The sequence below is a fragment of the Leifsonia lichenia genome (genome assembly GCF_054780215.1).
Genome location: NZ_BAAGWT010000002.1, coordinates 331,488 through 347,468 on the forward strand (window position 1 = coordinate 331,488; position 15,981 = coordinate 347,468).

The window sequence follows — 15,981 nt, forward strand, 5'->3', positions numbered from 1 at the left end:
GCCCAGGCTTTTTCACCGTAAGACGCGTTCTTTCGGTGAGAAAGCCTGGGCTCGATGGCGTCAGGGGCTAGACGAAGACGTTGTTGATCCAGTCGAGCTGGATCTGGGCGAGGATCGCGACGATGGCGTACGAGATCACCGTGATGAGCGGCACCCAGGAGTAGAGCTTGCCGAAGAAGACACGCCCGGACTCCGGGATGGGGATGTTGCCCGTCTTGAGGTTGTAGAGGGTCACCGCCCAGAACGTCGGGATGGTGACCAGCCAGGTGACCATGCACCAGGGGCAGAGCACGTTGAGCACAGTGATCGACTGCGTGATGAGGAAGATCACGAGGGCCATTGCACCGATGACGCCCAGGTTGAAGAGCATCCAGAACCACTTGGCGAAACGTGCGCCGGCCAGGATGCCGACGCCGACGGCGATGGTCGCCGTCCAGCCGATCAGGCCGAGAAGCGGGTTCGGGAACCCGAACAGCGAGCCCTGCCAGGAGTTGAGGTTCTTGGTGCACCCCACGAGCAGGCTGAAGTTGCACGACAACTGCGCATCGGGGTTCTCGAGGAGGTGGAACTTGTCCATCGTGAGCATGAACGCCGCCCAGAGCCCGACGGCCCCTGCGACGATCAGGAAGATGGCGAGTACGGTCGGGCGGCGCTCGGCTGTAGTGACTGACACAGTCGGATTATGGCATGAGCGTTCGCGTGTCGACCTGGGAGGCAACCGCGTTCCCGGTACGGTCATGCGATAATCGTTGCAACTGGTTCTCCGGCAACGTGCCGGAGAGACGCCAGCGAAGGCTTGAGGGCGTTGCGACGCCCAGAACGGTCGGCCGAAGTGGTCGACGCACAACGAACGTAAGACGAAATGAGATCGCTGCGGACCGCGCCACGAGCCGACCGCACGCGTGAAGGATTAGCGGTGGCGGGCGCAACGCGTCCGCTGCCCTCATGAAAGTACCCGGTGCGCGGGAGACCGCCGCCGGTCGAGGAGTGCACCAGCGATGGTGGAAAACGAAAATACTGACAACACGCAGAACAACGGATCGGAAGCGGGGCCCAGGAAGCGATCGCGCCTCTTCGGCTCCAGGAAGAGCGCCAAGAAGAGCGCCTCCGCCGTGCCTGCGAACGATTCGCGTGAGGCCATTGCGTCCTCCGCGCCGACGGTGGCCGGGCACGCCTCGACCGAGCCTGCCGTCCAGGAGAGAACACCCATGGACGAGAACATCACCCACGACGGCCACGACGACATCATCGGCGCGGGTCCCTTCCCCGCCGGTCAGCCGGCCGTGACCACGCAGAGCGCACTGGATGCGGCCGCGGACGCCGTGCCGGCAGCTTCCGACGCAGCGGCCACTGCCGCCGCCGATGCCGAAGGCGCGGACGCGCTGAGCACCGACGCGCTGAGCACCGACGCGTCGAGCACAGACGCGTCGCTTCCCGGCCTCCCGCCGACGACTCTGCTGTTCCAGGCGCCGGACATCATCCCGCTGCCCCCGCTCCCGCACGACGAGTACGACGACGAGCCGAGCACGGTCCGCCGCCGCTCGCGCCGTCGCGCAGGCGAGGAGAACCGCTCCGGCTCCAACGACCCGGCCAACACCGTCGTCAAGGTCAGGGCGCCGCGTGAGCCCGAACTCATCACCGAGCCACAGAAGGTCAAGGGCTCGACCCGTCTCGAAGCCAAGAAGCAGCGCCGCCGCGACGGTCGCGACGCCGGTCGCCGCCGCCCGGTCATCACCGAGGCGGAGTTCCTCGCCAGGCGCGAGTCCGTCGACCGCCAGATGATCGTGCGCGAGAAGGGCGGCCGCATCCAGATCGGCGTGCTCGAGGACAAGGTGCTCGTGGAGCACTATGTCGCCAAGTCGCAGGAGGCGTCGCTGATCGGCAACGTCTACCTCGGCCGCGTGCAGAACGTGCTGCCCAGCATGGAGGCGGCGTTCGTCGACATCGGGCGCGGCCGCAACGCCGTGCTCTACTCCGGCGAGGTCGACTGGGATGCTGCGGAGACCGGCAACCAGCCCCGCCGCATCGAGCTGGCGCTCAAGCCGGGCGACCGCGTGCTCGTCCAGGTCACCAAGGATCCTGTCGGCCACAAGGGCGCCCGCCTGACCAGCCAGGTCTCGCTTCCCGGCCGCTACCTCGTCTACGTTCCGAACGGCTCGATGAACGGCATCAGCCGCAAGCTTCCGGACACCGAGCGCGCTCGCCTCAAGAAGATCCTCAAGGAGGTTCTTCCGGAGAACACCGGCGTGATCGTGCGCACCGCCGCCGAGGGGGCGACGGAGGAGCAGTTGACGCTCGACGTCACGCGCCTCACCGCGCAGTGGGCGGACATCAGCAGGCAGGTCGAGACCGTCGGCGCTCCCGCGCTCCTGCACAGCGAGCCGGACCTGCTGATCAAGATCGTCCGCGATGTCTTCAACGAGGACTTCCAGAAGCTGATCATCGCCGGCCAGGATGCGCAGAGCACCATCGAGAACTACCTGCGCCAGGTGGCTCCCGACCTCCTCGACCGCGTCGAGGCGTATGCGGGCGACCGGGATGCGTTCGACGAGTTCCGCATCACGGAGCAGATCGAGAAGGCGCTCGACCGCAAGGTCTGGCTGCCGTCCGGTGGCTCGCTGGTGATCGACCGCACGGAGGCCATGACCGTGGTCGACGTCAACACCGGCAAGTTCGTCGGGTCAGGCGGCAACCTCGAAGAGACCGTCACCAAGAACAACCTGGAGGCTGCGGAGGAGATCGTCCGCCAGCTCCGCCTGCGCGACATCGGCGGCATCATCGTCGTCGACTTCATCGACATGGTGCTCGAGTCGAACCGCGACCTCGTGCTCCGTCGCCTGATCGAGTGCCTGAGCCGCGACCGCACCAAGCACCAGGTCGCCGAGGTCACCTCGCTCGGCCTCGTGCAGATGACGAGGAAGAAGCTCGGCCTCGGACTGCTCGAGACGTTCAGCGAGGCCTGCGAGGTCTGTGCAGGCCGCGGCGTGATCGTGCACCACGACCCGGTCGTGAAGCACCGTCAGACGCCGCAGCAGCAGCCGCAGAGCGAGCGCCGTCGCGGTCGGGGCAACCAGCAGTCCGGTGGCTCGGGCAACGGCTCGTCGAACGGCAACGGAAACGGCAACGGCTCCTCGAACGGCAACGGCGGCTCGAACGGGAACGGCGGAACGCCGACCGGCGTGACGCACGCGATCACCGACGACGCCAAGAACGCGCTCGCGCAGATCGCTGCGTCGACGCTCGCCCACCCGCACGACGAGCACCAGCAGCCGGTGGATGCGGACGCAGCGGCGACCGAGGCGGCTCACGGCAAGCACGTGGCCGACGAGCAGCAGCAGGATGCGCCGAAGAAGTCCCGCCGCAAGAACGGCAAGCGCGACAGGGCCAAGGCCGCTGACGCAGAGCAGTCGGTCGGCGAGTCCGTGCCCGCCGAGTCGGCGCCCGCCGAGCGGGCGGCAGCGCCTGCGGCGGAGGCAGCTCCCGAGCGTTCAGCAGCCGCTGAGAGCCCCGCTGCGCGACGCGAGCCCGCCGAGGCGGCCGTGCCCATCATCGAGCTGCCGGAGCCCGCTGCGGCGCCCGTGACGCGCCGCACGCCCACCAAGGAAGCCGAGCTGCTGCTCGACTCCGTGCTCGACGCGCTCCCGCAGCCGAAGCAGCCGGGTCAGGGCCGTGGCCGCAGCCGCAGGGTCAGCACCGCGGCGATCGTCGGAGGCGACACCGCGCCGGAGATCACCCGCTCGGAGCAGGCCGAGTAACCGACCGCATCCCTGAGCGTCCGAAGGCGCGGGGTCAGTGCTTGCGCACTCGATCCCGCGCCTTCACGCGTAGTCCGCTCGCGCGCAGCCGGATGACGAGCTCCTTGCCGTCCACGGCCGTCGCTCCTGCCGCCACCAGTTCGTCGTAGCGCTTGTCCGGCACGTCGTAGTGGTCGAGGTCGAAAGCGCGCGGTGCGATGCCGTTGGCGGCCGCGAAGGCGTGCAGTTCGTCCAGGCTCGCGTCGCTGACCAGGTGCGACCACAACATGCCGTGGGCGGGCCATGCCGGGGGATCGATCAGGACCGTCATACAATGATTGTAGGAACCGGCGCCGTCGATGGCGCCGATCGGTCCCGGAGCCCTCTCGTTGAATTGACGATCGATGGGTCGTCGGGTAAAGTTGACCGTTGGTGTGTGTCGGGCGTATCCCGCTCGACCATCATGGTTTTCTGAGAGCCGATCCGTTGCACACTGCGACGGAGACGGACTCGCCAGTAACTTCCTGAAGAGTAAACAGACAGGACCAGGTCCGCGGCTCATCGAGCCGAGGGGAGCTGTTCCCCGAAGAAAAGGTACGTAAAAGTGGTTTACGCAGTTGTGCGCGCCGGAGGCCGGCAGGAAAAGGTCGAGGTCGGCACCATCGTGACGATGGACCGGATCAAGGCCGATAAGAACGGCAACGTCGAGCTGGCTGCTGTGCTGCTTGTCGACGGCGACAAGATCACGTCCGACGCCGGGTCGCTGGCGAAGGTCAAGGTCACCGCTGAGGTCCTGAACGACCTCCGTGGCCCGAAGATCGTGATCCAGAAGTTCAAGAACAAGACCGGCTACAAGAAGCGCCAGGGGCACCGTCAGGACCTCACGCGCGTCAAGATCACCGGCATCAAGTAGCCGATCGACCTCAGGCTTAGGAGAAGAAGCAGATGGCACACAAAAAGGGAGCGAGCTCGACTCGCAACGGTCGTGACTCGAACGCACAGCGCCTCGGCGTGAAGCGCTTCGGTGGCCAGGTCGTCGGAGCGGGCGAGATCATCGTCCGCCAGCGCGGCACCCACTTCCACCCCGGCGTGAACGTCGGGCGTGGCGGCGACGACACCCTGTTCGCTCTGGCTGCCGGCTCGGTCGAGTTCGGCAACAAGGGCGGCCGCAAGGTCGTCAACATCGTGGCCGCCGAGGCGTAAAGCCCCGCACCACGCACCAGCATTCGAGGATGGGCGGGCTTCGGCCCGCCCTTTCTCCATTTACAGACTGAGAAGTCGTCTACAGACTGAGAAGTCAGGAATCGAGGGACCCCCATGGCAACGTTCGTGGATCACGTGACGTTGCACCTGCGCGCCGGTAACGGCGGCAACGGGTGCGTCTCCGTCCGGCGAGAGAAGTTCAAGCCGCTGGCAGGTCCGGACGGCGGCAACGGCGGCAACGGTGGCGACATCGTGCTCGTGGCCGACCCGCAGGTCACCACGCTGCTGGCCTACCACCGCGCTCCGCACCGTTCGTCCCAGAACGGCGGCTTCGGCATGGGCGACCACCGCAGCGGGCACCTGGGCGAGGAGCTCGAGCTCCCCGTGCCCGTCGGCACCGTGGTCAAAGACCCGTCCGGCGTCGAGCTCATCGACATGAACGAGCCGGGGATGCGCTACGTCGTCGCCCCCGGCGGCATCGGCGGTCTCGGGAACGCAGCGCTCTCCAACCCGAAGCGCAAGGCTCCCGGCTTCGCGCTGCTCGGCACGCCGGGCTGGGAGGGCGATGTCCTCCTCGAACTCAAGACGGTCGCAGACATCGCGCTCGTCGGCTACCCGTCCGCCGGCAAGTCGAGCCTGATCGCCGCGCTGTCTGCCGCCAAGCCGAAGATCGCGGACTATCCGTTCACCACGCTGCACCCGAACCTCGGTGTCGTCCAGGCCGGCGACACCCGGTTCACCATCGCCGACGTCCCCGGTCTGATCGAGGGCGCGAGCGAGGGCAAGGGCCTCGGCCTGGAGTTCCTGCGCCACGTCGAGCGCTGCAGCGCGCTGCTGCACGTCCTCGACTGCGCGACGCTGGAGCCCGGCCGCGACCCGCTGAGCGACCTCGACGTGATCCTGGGCGAGCTGGGCGCATACCCGGTCCCGGAGGGTCAGACGCCGCTGCTCGACCGTCCGCAGCTCATCGCGCTGAACAAGATCGACGTTCCGGAGGCGCGCGAGCTCGCCGAGTTCGTCCGGCCAGACCTCGAAGCCCGCGGCTACCGCGTGTTCGAGATCTCGACCGTGAGCCACGAGGGTCTTCGCCAGTTGTCCTTCGCCCTGGCAGAGCTTGTGGAGGAGTCGCGCGTCGCGCAGGCCGCCGCGGAAGCGGAGCGCCCGAGGATCGTCATCCGCCCGCAGGCCGTGGACGACGGCGGTTTCGTGGTCAAGGTCGAGGGCGGCTCCGACGGCCCTGTGTACCGCATCCTGGGTGCGAAGCCGGAGCGCTGGGTGGCGCAGACCGACTTCGCCAACGACGAAGCGGTCGGCTTCCTCGCCGACCGGCTGGCGAAGCTCGGCGTCGAGGACCGGCTGTTCAAGGCGGGAGCCGTCGCCGGTTCCACCGTGGTCATCGGCCGGAACAACGGCGTCGTCTTCGACTGGGAGCCGACGCTCACCTCCACCGCGGAGCTCATCACCTCGCCGCGCGGAACGGACGTGCGCCTCGACGGCAACGACCGCCCCACCCGCAACCAGCGCCGCGAAGACTACTTCGACCGCATGGACGCCAAGGCGGAGGCCCGCGCAGAGCTGCTGCGCGAGCGCGAGGCAGGGCTCTGGCAGGATGACGACTACGCCGACGCTGTGGAAGCGCTCGACAGTGCGGACGGCGCGCAGGGCAACCAGAACAGGGAGACCGATTCGGAATGACCATCGACGACCGCAGCCAGGTCCCCACAGCGCGACGCGTCGTCGTCAAGGTGGGTTCGTCCTCCATCAGCGGGGAGAACGCCGGGCAGATCGGTCCGTTGGTCGATGCTCTCGCCGAGGCGCACGGGCGCGGCACCCAGGTGATCCTGGTGTCGTCCGGTGCGATCGCCACGGGCATCCCGTATCTGGCGCTGCAGGAGCGCCCGACCGACCTGGCGACCCAGCAGGCGGCGGCGGCGGTCGGGCAGAACGTGCTCATCTACCGCTACCAGGACAGCCTCGACCGGTACGACATCGTCGCCGGCCAGGTGCTCCTGACCGCGGGCGACATGGAGACGCCGACGCACCGCATCAACGCCAAGCGGGCGATGGAACGGCTGCTCGACCTGCGCATCCTGCCCATCGTCAACGAGAACGACACGGTCGCGACGCACGAGATCCGGTTCGGTGACAACGACAGGCTCGCGGCGCTGGTCGCGCTGCTCGTCGACGCCGACCTGCTCGTGCTGCTCTCGGACGTGGATGCGCTATACACCAAGCCTCCGCAGGAGCCGGGTGCGGAACGCATCGACGTCGTCGAGTACGACGACGCCCTGGAGGGTGTGGAGATCGGCTCGACCGGGCTGTCCGGCGTCGGAACCGGCGGCGCGCTCACCAAGGTGTCCGCCGCCCGCCAGGCCGCGGAGAACGGCACGGCGGTCATCCTGACCGCCACCGCCAACGTCTCCGAGGCGCTGGCAGGCGTCGCCGTCGGCACCTGGTTCGCACCAGCACGGGATGCGGTCACCGCGTCCTAAACTTGACGCATGGTCGACACCATCACCGAACCCCTCTCGCTTGTCGAGAAGCTCGCAGCAGCCAAGCAGGCGTCCATCGCGCTCGCCACGGCGAACACGGATGCGAAGAACGCGGCACTGCTCGCCGTCGCGGCCGGGCTGCGGTCGCAGGCTCCGCGCATCCTGCAGGCGAATGAGCTCGATCTCGCCAACGGCAGGGAGAACGGGCTGAGCACCGGGCTGCTCGACCGTCTGACCCTCTCGGAGGCGCGCCTGGACGCACTGGCCGACGCCGTGCGCGAGGTCGTCGGGCTGAGCGACCCCGTCGGGGAGGCGGTGCGCGGCAGCCACCTGCCGAACGGCGTGTCGATCACGCAGGTGCGGGTGCCGTTCGGCGTCGTCGGCGCGATCTACGAGGCGCGCCCCAATGTCACAGTCGACATCGCAGCGCTGGCGCTCAAAAGCGGGAACGCGGCCGTGCTGCGCGGAGGGAGCGCAGCGATCAACACGAACCGCGTGCTGGTCGAGGTGATCCAGGATGCGTTCGGCTCCGTCGGCCTCTCTGCCGACGCCGTGCAGACCATCGACGAGTTCGGCCGCGACGGCGCCACCCAGCTCATGAAGGCCCGCGGATACGTGGACGTGCTGATCCCGCGGGGGAGTGCCGACCTGATCCGCACGGTCGTGACGGAGTCGACCGTTCCGGTGATCGAGACCGGCGCAGGCGTCGTGCACATCGTGCTCGACGAGTCGGCCCGCGAGGACTGGGCCGTCGACATCGTGCGGAACGCCAAGGTGCAGCGCCCGAGCGTGTGCAACGCGGTGGAGACCCTGCTCGTGCACCGCGCCGCCGCCGACCGGCTGCTGCCGCCCGTGCTCGCCGCGCTGACCGCGTCCGGTGTCACCGTGCACGCCGACGAGCGCGCCATCGGATACTCGGCAGCGGCCGTTCCCGTCACGGAGGAGGACTGGGCGACGGAGCATATGAGCCTGGACATCTCCGTGAAGGTCGTCGACGACCTCGACGAGGCGATCGACCACATCCGCCGCTACTCGACCCAGCACACGGAGTCGATCATCACGAACGACCTGGCCAACGCCGACCGGTTCCTCGCCGAGGTGGACTCGGCGGTGGTGATGGTGAACGCATCCACCCGGTTCACGGACGGAGGCCAGTTCGGCTTCGGGGCGGAGGTCGGCATCTCGACGCAGAAGCTGCACGCCCGCGGCCCGATGGGACTGCCGGAGCTGACCAGCACCAAGTGGATCGTCCGCGGGTCAGGGCAGATCAGGGCCTGACACGCCACTAGACTGATTCGCAGGCGTTCGCGCGCCTTCGGAAAGGAAGAAACTCGATGACTCACCTGACGCTGCTGCTGGCCGAGGCCGAAACGCACGTTGAACTCCCCATGCCGACATGGGCGTACGGCGCGATCGCGATCGTGATCTTCACCGTCCTCGGTTTCGTCATCTGGTCGTACCGCGACGTCGCGAACCGCCACAGCCACAAGGCGGGCCCCGGTGCCGCATCGCACGCGGGCGCACCCGGCGCCACGCACCACGGCTCCGGCCACCCCACCCAGGGTCACTGACCTCTGCGCGACGAATGCAGTTGACGGAGAAGCGTCGCACACGCATCGGCGTGATGGGCGGCACGTTCGACCCCATCCACCACGGTCACCTGGTCGCGGCCAGCGAGGTCGCCCAGTCGTTCGACCTGGATGAGGTCATCTTCGTCCCCACCGGCCACCCGTGGCAGAAGGGCGAGGTCACCCCGGGGGAGCACCGCTACCTCATGACGGTGATCGCGACCGCCTCGAATCCCCGCTTCACCGTGAGCCGCGTCGACATCGACCGCGAGGGTCCGACGTACACGATCGACACCCTCCGCGACCTGCACGAGTCGCGGCCGGACGCGGAGCTGTTCTTCATCACCGGGGCGGACGCCATCGCGCAGATCCTCAGTTGGCGGGATGTGCAGGAGCTCTGGGACCTCGCTCACTTCGTCGCTGTGAGTCGTCCGGGACATGACTTGAGTATTTCTGGATTGCCAGCGCAGGACGTAAGCTTGTTGGAAGTTCCGGCCTTGGCGATCTCGTCAACCGACTGCCGGACCCGGGTGAGCAGGGGATTCCCGGTCTGGTACTTGGTGCCGGACGGGGTTGTTCAATACATCTCCAAACACCATCTGTATCGGAGTGTGGCATGACTTTGTGGCAAGACCCGCCGCCACAGACACGGCGACAGGCGCGTGAGAACGAGCGTTCAGCGGCACAGGCCGCCGGTCAGGCGTCCCGTCGTGCAGGCACGGCAGAGCCGACACCGGCCGGGGAGATCCCGACCATGACGACGCCGTACACGTTCTCGTCCGGTCGCGACGCGGCAGAGACAGTGGACGGCGCAGAGCCGCCCGCGATCCCCGCGTCCGCGTTCGAGGAGCCGGGCGTCACACCGCCGAGTCGTCCGCACCTGCCGACGTTCGGCAACGCTTTCGACCTGCCTGCTGCGCCTGCTGCGCCTGTCGCGGAGGCGCAGGCGGACGACGCGCTGTTCAAACAGTCGACCGACGCATCCCAGTCGGAGCCTGTGACGGTTCCTGTCGCCGTGGTGAAGCAGGAGACTGCCGCTCCCTCTGTTCCGGCAGCGGCGGTTCCGGCGGCTTCGGTTCCGGCCGCCGCGCCGACTCCGTCGCCGGAGCGCACGCTGACGCGCCGCGAACTGCGCGCCATGCAACAGGCGCAGGAGGCCAATCAGCAGGCAGGGCACCCGGATGCGGTGATCCCCGTCACCTTCACGCCCCCGCCCGAGCCTGCTCCCGCCCGCCCGTCCGCAGGACCGGAGGTGGAGTCCTCCGCGCCGAGCGCGTGGCCGTTCGCACCCCTCGGGTCCGCGTCGCCCGCAGCATCCACCGCCGCGACCGGCGAGACGGAGACCGAAGCGGCCGCCACTCCGGCGTCTGAGAACGACGAAGCGGACAGCTCGCTCGAGCGTCAGCCGTTCACGCCGCCGACAGGCCACTGGTCGACCGCTGCCGAACGCGACGACAAGAACCAGCCGTTCGATCAGATCATCTCGCGCAACGTCGGCCAGCCCGGCTCCGCGACCACGACCAACGCCCTCATCCTCCCCGTGCTGCCGACCGCGGACGCCACCGGCCCGCTCACCGCGACGGGGGAGATCCTGGTCACAGGGTCCATCGACCTCCCGCGCGGCCTCGGCTCGACCGGCGCTCACCCCGACCGCATCGACTCGTCCGACCTCGACCGCCTGCTGGAGGGCGACGAGAACGAGTTCAATACGTCCGAGGTCGCGCCGATCCGTGCATCCAGGGCCATCAGCTCGCACACGTCCACCCGTGGCGTCATCGCCCCTCCGAAGAAGCGCGGCGGCAAACTGCCGGTCGTGCTCATCGTCACCGCCGGCGTCCTCGCCGTCGGCGTCATCGGCCTGCTCATCTCCGCATACGTCTTGAAGGTGTTCTGATCATCCTTTCCATTCCGTCCCAGCCAGCCGTCCCCACCAGGGAGGCAGGCGCGTGACCGCGACAGACCACGCCAAGCAGGTCCTGCAGCTCGCCGCACGCGCTGCCGACTCCAAGTCCGGAGAGGACCTGGTGGCTCTCGATGTCTCCGGGCCGCTCCCGCTCACCGACGTGTTCCTGCTGGTCAGCGGCCGCGTCGAGCGCAACGTGATCGCCATCGCAGGCGAGATCGAGGACCAGCTCAACGAGGCGGGTGTCAAGACGCTGCGCCGCGAGGGCAAGGCGGAGGGCCGCTGGGTGCTGCTCGACTTCGGCGATCTGGTCGTGCACGTCTTCCACGAGGAAGACCGCATGTACTACGCCCTGGAGCGCCTGTGGAAGGACTGCCCCGTGGTCCCGCTCGAACTCCCCGTGCACGAGGGCGCCGAGTAGCGCGTTCGGATTGGCGGGGTTCTCCCTGCGCTGTGTGAGAGTTCTCTCATGAACCGCTGGTTGACTGGCGGAATGAGATGCCCGACAGACAACGCCACCCTCGTGATGAGCGAGCGCAGTGGGATCGAGATCGACTACTGCCCTGAGTGCCGTGGAGTGTGGCTCGACCGCGGAGAGCTCGACAAGATCATCGACCGCGCGCAGCCTGCCCTCCCTGCGCAGCAGGCCGCCCCGTATGCGCAGCCCGTGGCGCCCGCGCACCCGCAACAGCCCGCGCAGCAGCACTACGGCCAGCAGCAGGCATACGGCCAGCAGCAGTACCCGCACAAGAAGAAGCGCGAGAACTGGCTCAGCGAACTCTTCGACTGACCGCGGCACGCCCGAGCGTCGCGCTGGTTTCTTGCAGACCTGGATCATGTAGTACGCTAAACGAGTTGTTTCGGAGAGATCGGGAACAGCGTCTGGGTCTGTGGCGCAGCTGGTAGCGCACCTGCATGGCATGCAGGGGGTCAGGGGTTCGAGTCCCCTCAGATCCACCAAAAACCCCCGGAGTTCCACGGAACTCCGGGGGTTTCTTCGTTGAATGGGGCCTCGACCGACGACCTGGATGCGTCAGTCGAGCCGGGTCTCCATCACGGTCATGTCCGGATGCTCGGGGTGAGGTCCCCGCTCGACGAAGCCGAGCGAGCGGTACGTCGCGATGGCCGCCGCGTTCCCGTCGACCACGTTCAGTGCGAGACGGTGGATGCCCGCGGTGCGTGCCGCATCCATTGCCGAGACGACGAGGTGCCTGCCCAGGCCGCGCCCTCGCTGCGCCGGATCGAGGAGGACTCTGGCGATTCGGGCGGTGGCCCGGCCGGTGCTGACGAGTTCGATGTGGCCGACGGGCACGCGGGGGTGTGCGTCGAGCTCCGCGGTGTACGCCGTGGTGTCTGTTGCGGTGAGCCAGTCCGTCATGGTCGCGTCGGTGAGCGGCCAGAGGCGTGCCGATCCGGCGAACAGGTAGACGTCCGCCGAGGTCGGCGCCCACGAGCGCAGCAGCGGGAAATCGGTGCTGTCGAACGGCCGCAGTACGAGCATCGCCCTATGCTACCGAACTGTTACGAATGTAACAATCACGTGAACAACTTGCATACTTGTATCGTTTGATACCAAGATGGGCGCACTGAGTAACGCACCTCGTGTGCCGACAAGTGAGGTAGTCAATGAAGAGAACCACTCGCATTGCCGTAGGGGCACTGGTGAGCGCGGCCGCCCTGGTCCTCGCGGGCTGCAGCGCCGGCGGAACCTCGTCGTCCACGGCCGCGAAGGGCGGCGATCTCGTGATCGCACGTCCGGCCGACGCCGTCTCGATGAACAACACCACCACGTTCGACAACCCGTCGATCTTCACGTTCGAGCAGATCATGGAACCGCTCTTCACCGTCAGCGACGACGGCCAGAAGGTCAAGCCCTGGCTCGCGACCGGATACACGGTCTCGGACGACAAGCTCACCTATACGATCAAGCTGCGCTCCGGCGTGAAGTTCTCCAACGGCGCTCCGCTCACCGCGGACGACGTGAAGTTCTCCATCGACGCCGACACCGCGACCGCCGACACCGGGTGGGGATACATCAACGCCGCCATCGACTCGGTCTCCGTCGTCGACAAGCAGACCGTCGACATCAAGCTCAAGTACGCGTGGGCCCCGCTGATCGCCGACCTGTCGCTGTTCAGCAACGCGATCGTTCCCGCCAACTACGGCGGCAAGACCGCCGACGAGTTCTACCAGGCTCCCGTGGGCACCGGCCCGTTCTCCTGGGGCGAGTGGAAGAAGGGACAGTCCCTCAAACTCGTCAAGAACCCGAACTACTGGCAGAAGGGCAAGCCGTCCCTCGACAGCGTGACCTGGAACGTCGTGCCGGACGCGAACACGCGCAAGCTGCAGCTTCAGGGCGGCCAGATCGACATCGACGACACGCCGGACTGGTCGAGCTTCGCCTCGCTGAAGAGCTCGCCGGGCATCGTGGCGCACGCCTTCCCCTCCACGCAACTCGACTACGTGGCGTTCAACCAGCAGCGCGCGCCGTTCGACGACGTGCACATCCGCCGCGCCATCGCGTACTCGATCGACAGGCAGGCGCTCGTGAAGGCCGTGCTGTTCGGCAACGGCACGGCGGCGAACTCGCTGCTGTCGCCTGGGACGCCCTTCTACGACAAGAACGCGAAGGGCCCGACGTACGACCCCGCGAAGGCGAAGGCCGAGCTCGCTCAGTCGTCCAAGCCCAGCGGCTTCACGACGAGCCTGCTCATCCGCTCCGGTGACGCCAACCAGGCGTCTGTCGCGCAGATCCTCCAGTCCGAGCTCAAGAAGATCGGCATCACGATGGAGATCCAGCAGCTCGACCCCACCGCGAACAAGCAGGCGAGGCTCAAGTCGGACTTCGACACGACGCTCTCCGCGTGGACGATGGACATCCCCGACCCCGACGAGTGGACCACCTTCGCGGTCGACCCCGACGGCGGCGCGAAGTCTGCCTTCACCTTCTACAACAACCCCGAGGTGATCGCGCTCAACAAGCAGGCGCAGCAGGAGATCGACGCGACAAAGCGTCAGGACCTCTACGACCGGTTGCAGGAGCTGACCGGCCAGGACGCGTTCCTCGCATACACCTACTACTCGCCGTACGCATACGCGACGACGGACAAGATCAAGGGCTTCGCTGTGACGCCGCTCGGCAACTACCACGTCGAAGACATCACGAAGTCCAAGTAAAAGCCGGGGGCGGGGTGCTCTGTGCGACGCCCCGCCCCCTGACCACACCCCGGGAGGTGAACCATGTTCCAGCGACTTCGCTTCGTGCCGGCCAGGCTGCTGCAAGCGGTGCCCGTGATCTTCGGCGTGACTCTGCTCGTCTTCTTCATGGCGCACCTGCTGCCAGGCGACCCCGCCGTGGCGATCCTGGGGGAGCACGCCACCGCTGCGCGCGTGACCGAGCTGCGCAAGCAGCTCGGTCTCGACCAGCCGATCTGGACGCAGTACTTCCTCTTCCTCGGCCGTCTCGTCCAGGGCGACCTGGGAACGAGCCTGACCTATCAGCAGCCGGTGTCCGGGCTGGTGCTCGGCGCCATCCCCGTCACCCTGTCCCTTCTCTTCTTCGCCGTCGTCCTGTGCCTGGTGATCAGCATCCCGCTCGCCGGGATCGCCGCGACAGCGCCGGGCAAGGGCCGCGACCTCGGCGTGCGCATCTACACGCTGCTCGGTCAGGGGATGCCGCAGTTCTGGGTGGGCATCATGCTCATCCTGCTGTTCGCGGTCAACCTTCGGATCTTTCCCGTTGGCGGCTTCGGGGACACGCCGCTCGACCACGTCTACTATCTGGCGCTGCCCGCCCTCACGATGGCCATCGCGATGTCGCCGACGATCATCCGGAGCCTGCGGTCCTCGACCATCAACGTGCTCGGCTCCGAGTACGTCGCGACGGCGCGCTCCAAGGGCGCAGGCGGTATGCCGCTGTTCCGCGGACACGTGCTGCGCAATGCCGCCATACCGACCGTCTCCATCCTCGGCGTCAACCTCGGCTACCTGGTCGGCGGCTCCCTGGTGATCGAGAAGGTCTTCGCACTCCCCGGTCTCGGCTCGCTGATGATCAACGCGATCTTCACCCGTGACTTCCCGACCATCCAGGCGGTCGCGCTGTTCGTCGCGCTGTTCGTCGTGATCGTCGGCATCCTGACCGACGTGGTCTACACGCTGCTCGACCCCCGGGTCGACCTCAGCTCGAAGGTGGCAGCATGAGCACCCCGACCGCCGTCCTCAACGGCTTCCAGACCAGGCGGAGGGCCGCGAGGTCCCGCGTGCTGAAGCCCTGGTATCGCAACGGCTCGCTGATGGCCGGGATCGGGGTGATCGGCTTCCTCGTCCTCGTCGCGATCCTCGCGCCCGTGATCGCGCCGTACGATCCGATCAAGCAGGACCTGCAGAACGCGCTCGCGTCGCCCGGCCCTGCGCACTGGCTCGGCACCGACAAGTACGGCAGGGACGTGCTGTCCCGCCTCATCTGGGGAGCACGCGTCGACCTGCGCATCGGGTTCCTCGCCGTCATCATCCCGTTCGTGGTCGGTTCCGTGCTCGGCGGGCTCGCCGGATACTTCGGCGGCTGGTTCGACACCATCGTCATGCGGATCGTCGACATCTTCTTCGCGTTCCCGTTCTACGTCATGGTGATCGTGCTGGTGTTCGTGCTCGGTTCGGGCGAGGCGAGTATCTACCTCGCCATCGCGGCGGTCTCGTGGGTGTCGTACGCGAAGATCGTGCGGGGCGAAGTGCTGGTGGCGAAGAAGCAGGACTGGGTCACGGCGGCCAAGCTCGGCGGAATGTCGGATGCGCGCATCCTGACCAGGCACATCGGCCCGAATGTGTTGTCGCAGGCGATCATCTACGGCACCAGCGACGTGGTCATGGACATCATGGCGATCGTCACTCTCGGCTACCTCGGCCTCGGCATCGCACCGCCGACGCCCGAGTGGGGATCGATGATCCTCGACGGCCAGGAGTTCATCACGACGCACTGGATGCAGGCGACCATCCCCGGTCTTGTCGTGGTCCTGGTCAGCCTCGGGATGTCCTGGCTCGGCGACGGGCTGTCCGACCTGCTCAACCCGGAAAGGCGGAAGTGA

The 15,981-nt window shown here is 67.4% G+C and carries 17 protein-coding genes and 1 tRNA gene; 15 read left to right on the plus strand and 3 right to left on the minus strand.

Going from position 1 to position 15,981, the window contains the following annotated elements; translation table 11 throughout:
* Positions 1–67 precede the first annotated feature (67 nt).
* A complete protein-coding gene (locus ACYVGI_RS06090; protein WP_460631754.1) occupies positions 68–673 on the minus strand; it encodes a vitamin K epoxide reductase family protein in 606 nt (201 codons plus the stop codon).
* Positions 674–998: 325 nt separating this feature from the next.
* Between ACYVGI_RS06090 and ACYVGI_RS06095 the strand changes: the two genes are divergently transcribed.
* Positions 999–3,755, plus strand: a complete 2,757-nt coding sequence (locus ACYVGI_RS06095) for an Rne/Rng family ribonuclease (RefSeq protein ID WP_460631755.1) — start codon at positions 999–1,001, stop codon at positions 3,753–3,755.
* Positions 3,756–3,789: 34 nt separating this feature from the next.
* Here ACYVGI_RS06095 and ACYVGI_RS06100 read toward each other — a convergent pair whose 3' ends face one another.
* Positions 3,790–4,065 carry a DUF4031 domain-containing protein gene (locus ACYVGI_RS06100; protein WP_055893475.1) on the minus strand — a complete coding sequence of 92 codons (276 nt, stop codon included), beginning with the start codon at positions 4,063–4,065 and terminating at the stop codon, positions 3,790–3,792.
* A gap of 273 nt (positions 4,066–4,338) precedes the next feature.
* Between ACYVGI_RS06100 and rplU the strand changes: the two genes are divergently transcribed.
* The 11 genes from rplU (at position 4,339) to ACYVGI_RS06155 (ending at position 11,860) form a co-directional block, all read left to right on the plus strand.
* On the plus strand, positions 4,339–4,647 hold the full coding sequence (rplU, locus tag ACYVGI_RS06105; protein ID WP_055893478.1) for a 50S ribosomal protein L21: 309 nt from the start codon (positions 4,339–4,341) through the stop codon (positions 4,645–4,647).
* A gap of 32 nt (positions 4,648–4,679) precedes the next feature.
* Positions 4,680–4,937 (plus strand): 50S ribosomal protein L27, encoded by a 258-nt coding sequence (rpmA, locus tag ACYVGI_RS06110; RefSeq protein ID WP_055893481.1) that lies wholly within the window; start codon positions 4,680–4,682, stop codon positions 4,935–4,937.
* 114 nt (positions 4,938–5,051) lie between these two features.
* On the plus strand, positions 5,052–6,632 hold the full coding sequence (obgE, locus tag ACYVGI_RS06115; RefSeq protein WP_460631756.1) for a GTPase ObgE: 1,581 nt from the start codon (positions 5,052–5,054) through the stop codon (positions 6,630–6,632).
* Entirely contained in the window at positions 6,629–7,429 is an 801-nt protein-coding gene (gene proB / locus ACYVGI_RS06120) for a glutamate 5-kinase (RefSeq protein ID WP_460631757.1), read from the plus strand. Before obgE ends, proB begins: the two co-directional genes overlap by 4 nt.
* A 9-nt stretch (positions 7,430–7,438) precedes the next feature.
* A complete protein-coding gene (locus tag ACYVGI_RS06125; RefSeq protein ID WP_460631758.1) occupies positions 7,439–8,707 on the plus strand; it encodes a glutamate-5-semialdehyde dehydrogenase in 1,269 nt (422 codons plus the stop codon).
* Between the two features lie 56 nt (positions 8,708–8,763).
* Positions 8,764–9,000, plus strand: a complete 237-nt coding sequence (locus tag ACYVGI_RS06130; protein WP_460631759.1) for a hypothetical protein — start codon at positions 8,764–8,766, stop codon at positions 8,998–9,000.
* A 14-nt stretch (positions 9,001–9,014) separates the two neighbouring features.
* Entirely contained in the window at positions 9,015–9,617 is a 603-nt protein-coding gene (nadD, locus tag ACYVGI_RS06135; RefSeq protein ID WP_055893497.1) for a nicotinate-nucleotide adenylyltransferase, read from the plus strand.
* Positions 9,614–10,891, plus strand: coding sequence for a hypothetical protein (locus ACYVGI_RS06140; RefSeq protein WP_460631760.1), 1,278 nt, complete (start codon positions 9,614–9,616; stop codon positions 10,889–10,891). The genes nadD and ACYVGI_RS06140 overlap by 4 nt, the downstream gene beginning before the upstream one ends.
* Positions 10,892–10,943: 52 nt before the next feature.
* On the plus strand, positions 10,944–11,321 hold the full coding sequence (rsfS, locus tag ACYVGI_RS06145; protein ID WP_460631761.1) for a ribosome silencing factor: 378 nt from the start codon (positions 10,944–10,946) through the stop codon (positions 11,319–11,321).
* A gap of 72 nt (positions 11,322–11,393) precedes the next feature.
* Positions 11,394–11,690 (plus strand): TFIIB-type zinc ribbon-containing protein, encoded by a 297-nt coding sequence (locus tag ACYVGI_RS06150; protein WP_460631762.1) that lies wholly within the window; start codon positions 11,394–11,396, stop codon positions 11,688–11,690.
* A 94-nt stretch (positions 11,691–11,784) separates the two neighbouring features.
* Positions 11,785–11,860 (plus strand) — tRNA-Ala (locus ACYVGI_RS06155).
* Between the two features lie 73 nt (positions 11,861–11,933).
* Here ACYVGI_RS06155 and ACYVGI_RS06160 read toward each other — a convergent pair.
* A complete protein-coding gene (locus tag ACYVGI_RS06160; protein WP_460631763.1) occupies positions 11,934–12,401 on the minus strand; it encodes a GNAT family N-acetyltransferase in 468 nt (155 codons plus the stop codon).
* Positions 12,402–12,526: 125 nt separating this feature from the next.
* On the opposite strand from ACYVGI_RS06160, the gene ACYVGI_RS06165 reads away from it, so the two are divergent.
* The 3 genes from ACYVGI_RS06165 (at position 12,527) to ACYVGI_RS06175 (ending at position 15,981) form a co-directional block, all read left to right on the plus strand.
* Positions 12,527–14,077 carry an ABC transporter substrate-binding protein gene (locus tag ACYVGI_RS06165; protein ID WP_460631764.1) on the plus strand — a complete coding sequence of 517 codons (1,551 nt, stop codon included), beginning with the start codon at positions 12,527–12,529 and terminating at the stop codon, positions 14,075–14,077.
* A 63-nt stretch (positions 14,078–14,140) separates the two neighbouring features.
* Positions 14,141–15,100 (plus strand): ABC transporter permease, encoded by a 960-nt coding sequence (locus ACYVGI_RS06170; RefSeq protein WP_460631765.1) that lies wholly within the window; start codon positions 14,141–14,143, stop codon positions 15,098–15,100.
* The gene (locus ACYVGI_RS06175; RefSeq protein WP_460631766.1) at positions 15,097–15,981 is read left to right on the plus strand and encodes an ABC transporter permease; all 885 of its coding nucleotides are present in this window, start codon (positions 15,097–15,099) and stop codon (positions 15,979–15,981) included. The genes ACYVGI_RS06170 and ACYVGI_RS06175 overlap by 4 nt, the downstream gene beginning before the upstream one ends.

Coding starts and splice junctions, on each gene's coding strand:
- ACYVGI_RS06140 (WP_460631760.1), top strand. CDS start 9,614: ATGACTTTGTGGCAAGACCCGCCGCCACAGACACGGCGACAGGCGCGT.
- obgE (WP_460631756.1), top strand. CDS start 5,052: ATGGCAACGTTCGTGGATCACGTGACGTTGCACCTGCGCGCCGGTAAC.
- ACYVGI_RS06150 (WP_460631762.1), top strand. CDS start 11,394: ATGAGATGCCCGACAGACAACGCCACCCTCGTGATGAGCGAGCGCAGT.
- ACYVGI_RS06165 (WP_460631764.1), top strand. CDS start 12,527: ATGAAGAGAACCACTCGCATTGCCGTAGGGGCACTGGTGAGCGCGGCC.
- ACYVGI_RS06095 (WP_460631755.1), top strand. CDS start 999: ATGGTGGAAAACGAAAATACTGACAACACGCAGAACAACGGATCGGAA.
- proB (WP_460631757.1), top strand. CDS start 6,629: ATGACCATCGACGACCGCAGCCAGGTCCCCACAGCGCGACGCGTCGTC.
- ACYVGI_RS06170 (WP_460631765.1), top strand. CDS start 14,141: ATGTTCCAGCGACTTCGCTTCGTGCCGGCCAGGCTGCTGCAAGCGGTG.
- ACYVGI_RS06125 (WP_460631758.1), top strand. CDS start 7,439: ATGGTCGACACCATCACCGAACCCCTCTCGCTTGTCGAGAAGCTCGCA.
- ACYVGI_RS06160 (WP_460631763.1), bottom strand. CDS start 12,401: ATGCTCGTACTGCGGCCGTTCGACAGCACCGATTTCCCGCTGCTGCGC.
- ACYVGI_RS06175 (WP_460631766.1), top strand. CDS start 15,097: ATGAGCACCCCGACCGCCGTCCTCAACGGCTTCCAGACCAGGCGGAGG.
- ACYVGI_RS06130 (WP_460631759.1), top strand. CDS start 8,764: ATGACTCACCTGACGCTGCTGCTGGCCGAGGCCGAAACGCACGTTGAA.
- nadD (WP_055893497.1), top strand. CDS start 9,015: ATGCAGTTGACGGAGAAGCGTCGCACACGCATCGGCGTGATGGGCGGC.
- ACYVGI_RS06100 (WP_055893475.1), bottom strand. CDS start 4,065: ATGACGGTCCTGATCGATCCCCCGGCATGGCCCGCCCACGGCATGTTG.
- rpmA (WP_055893481.1), top strand. CDS start 4,680: ATGGCACACAAAAAGGGAGCGAGCTCGACTCGCAACGGTCGTGACTCG.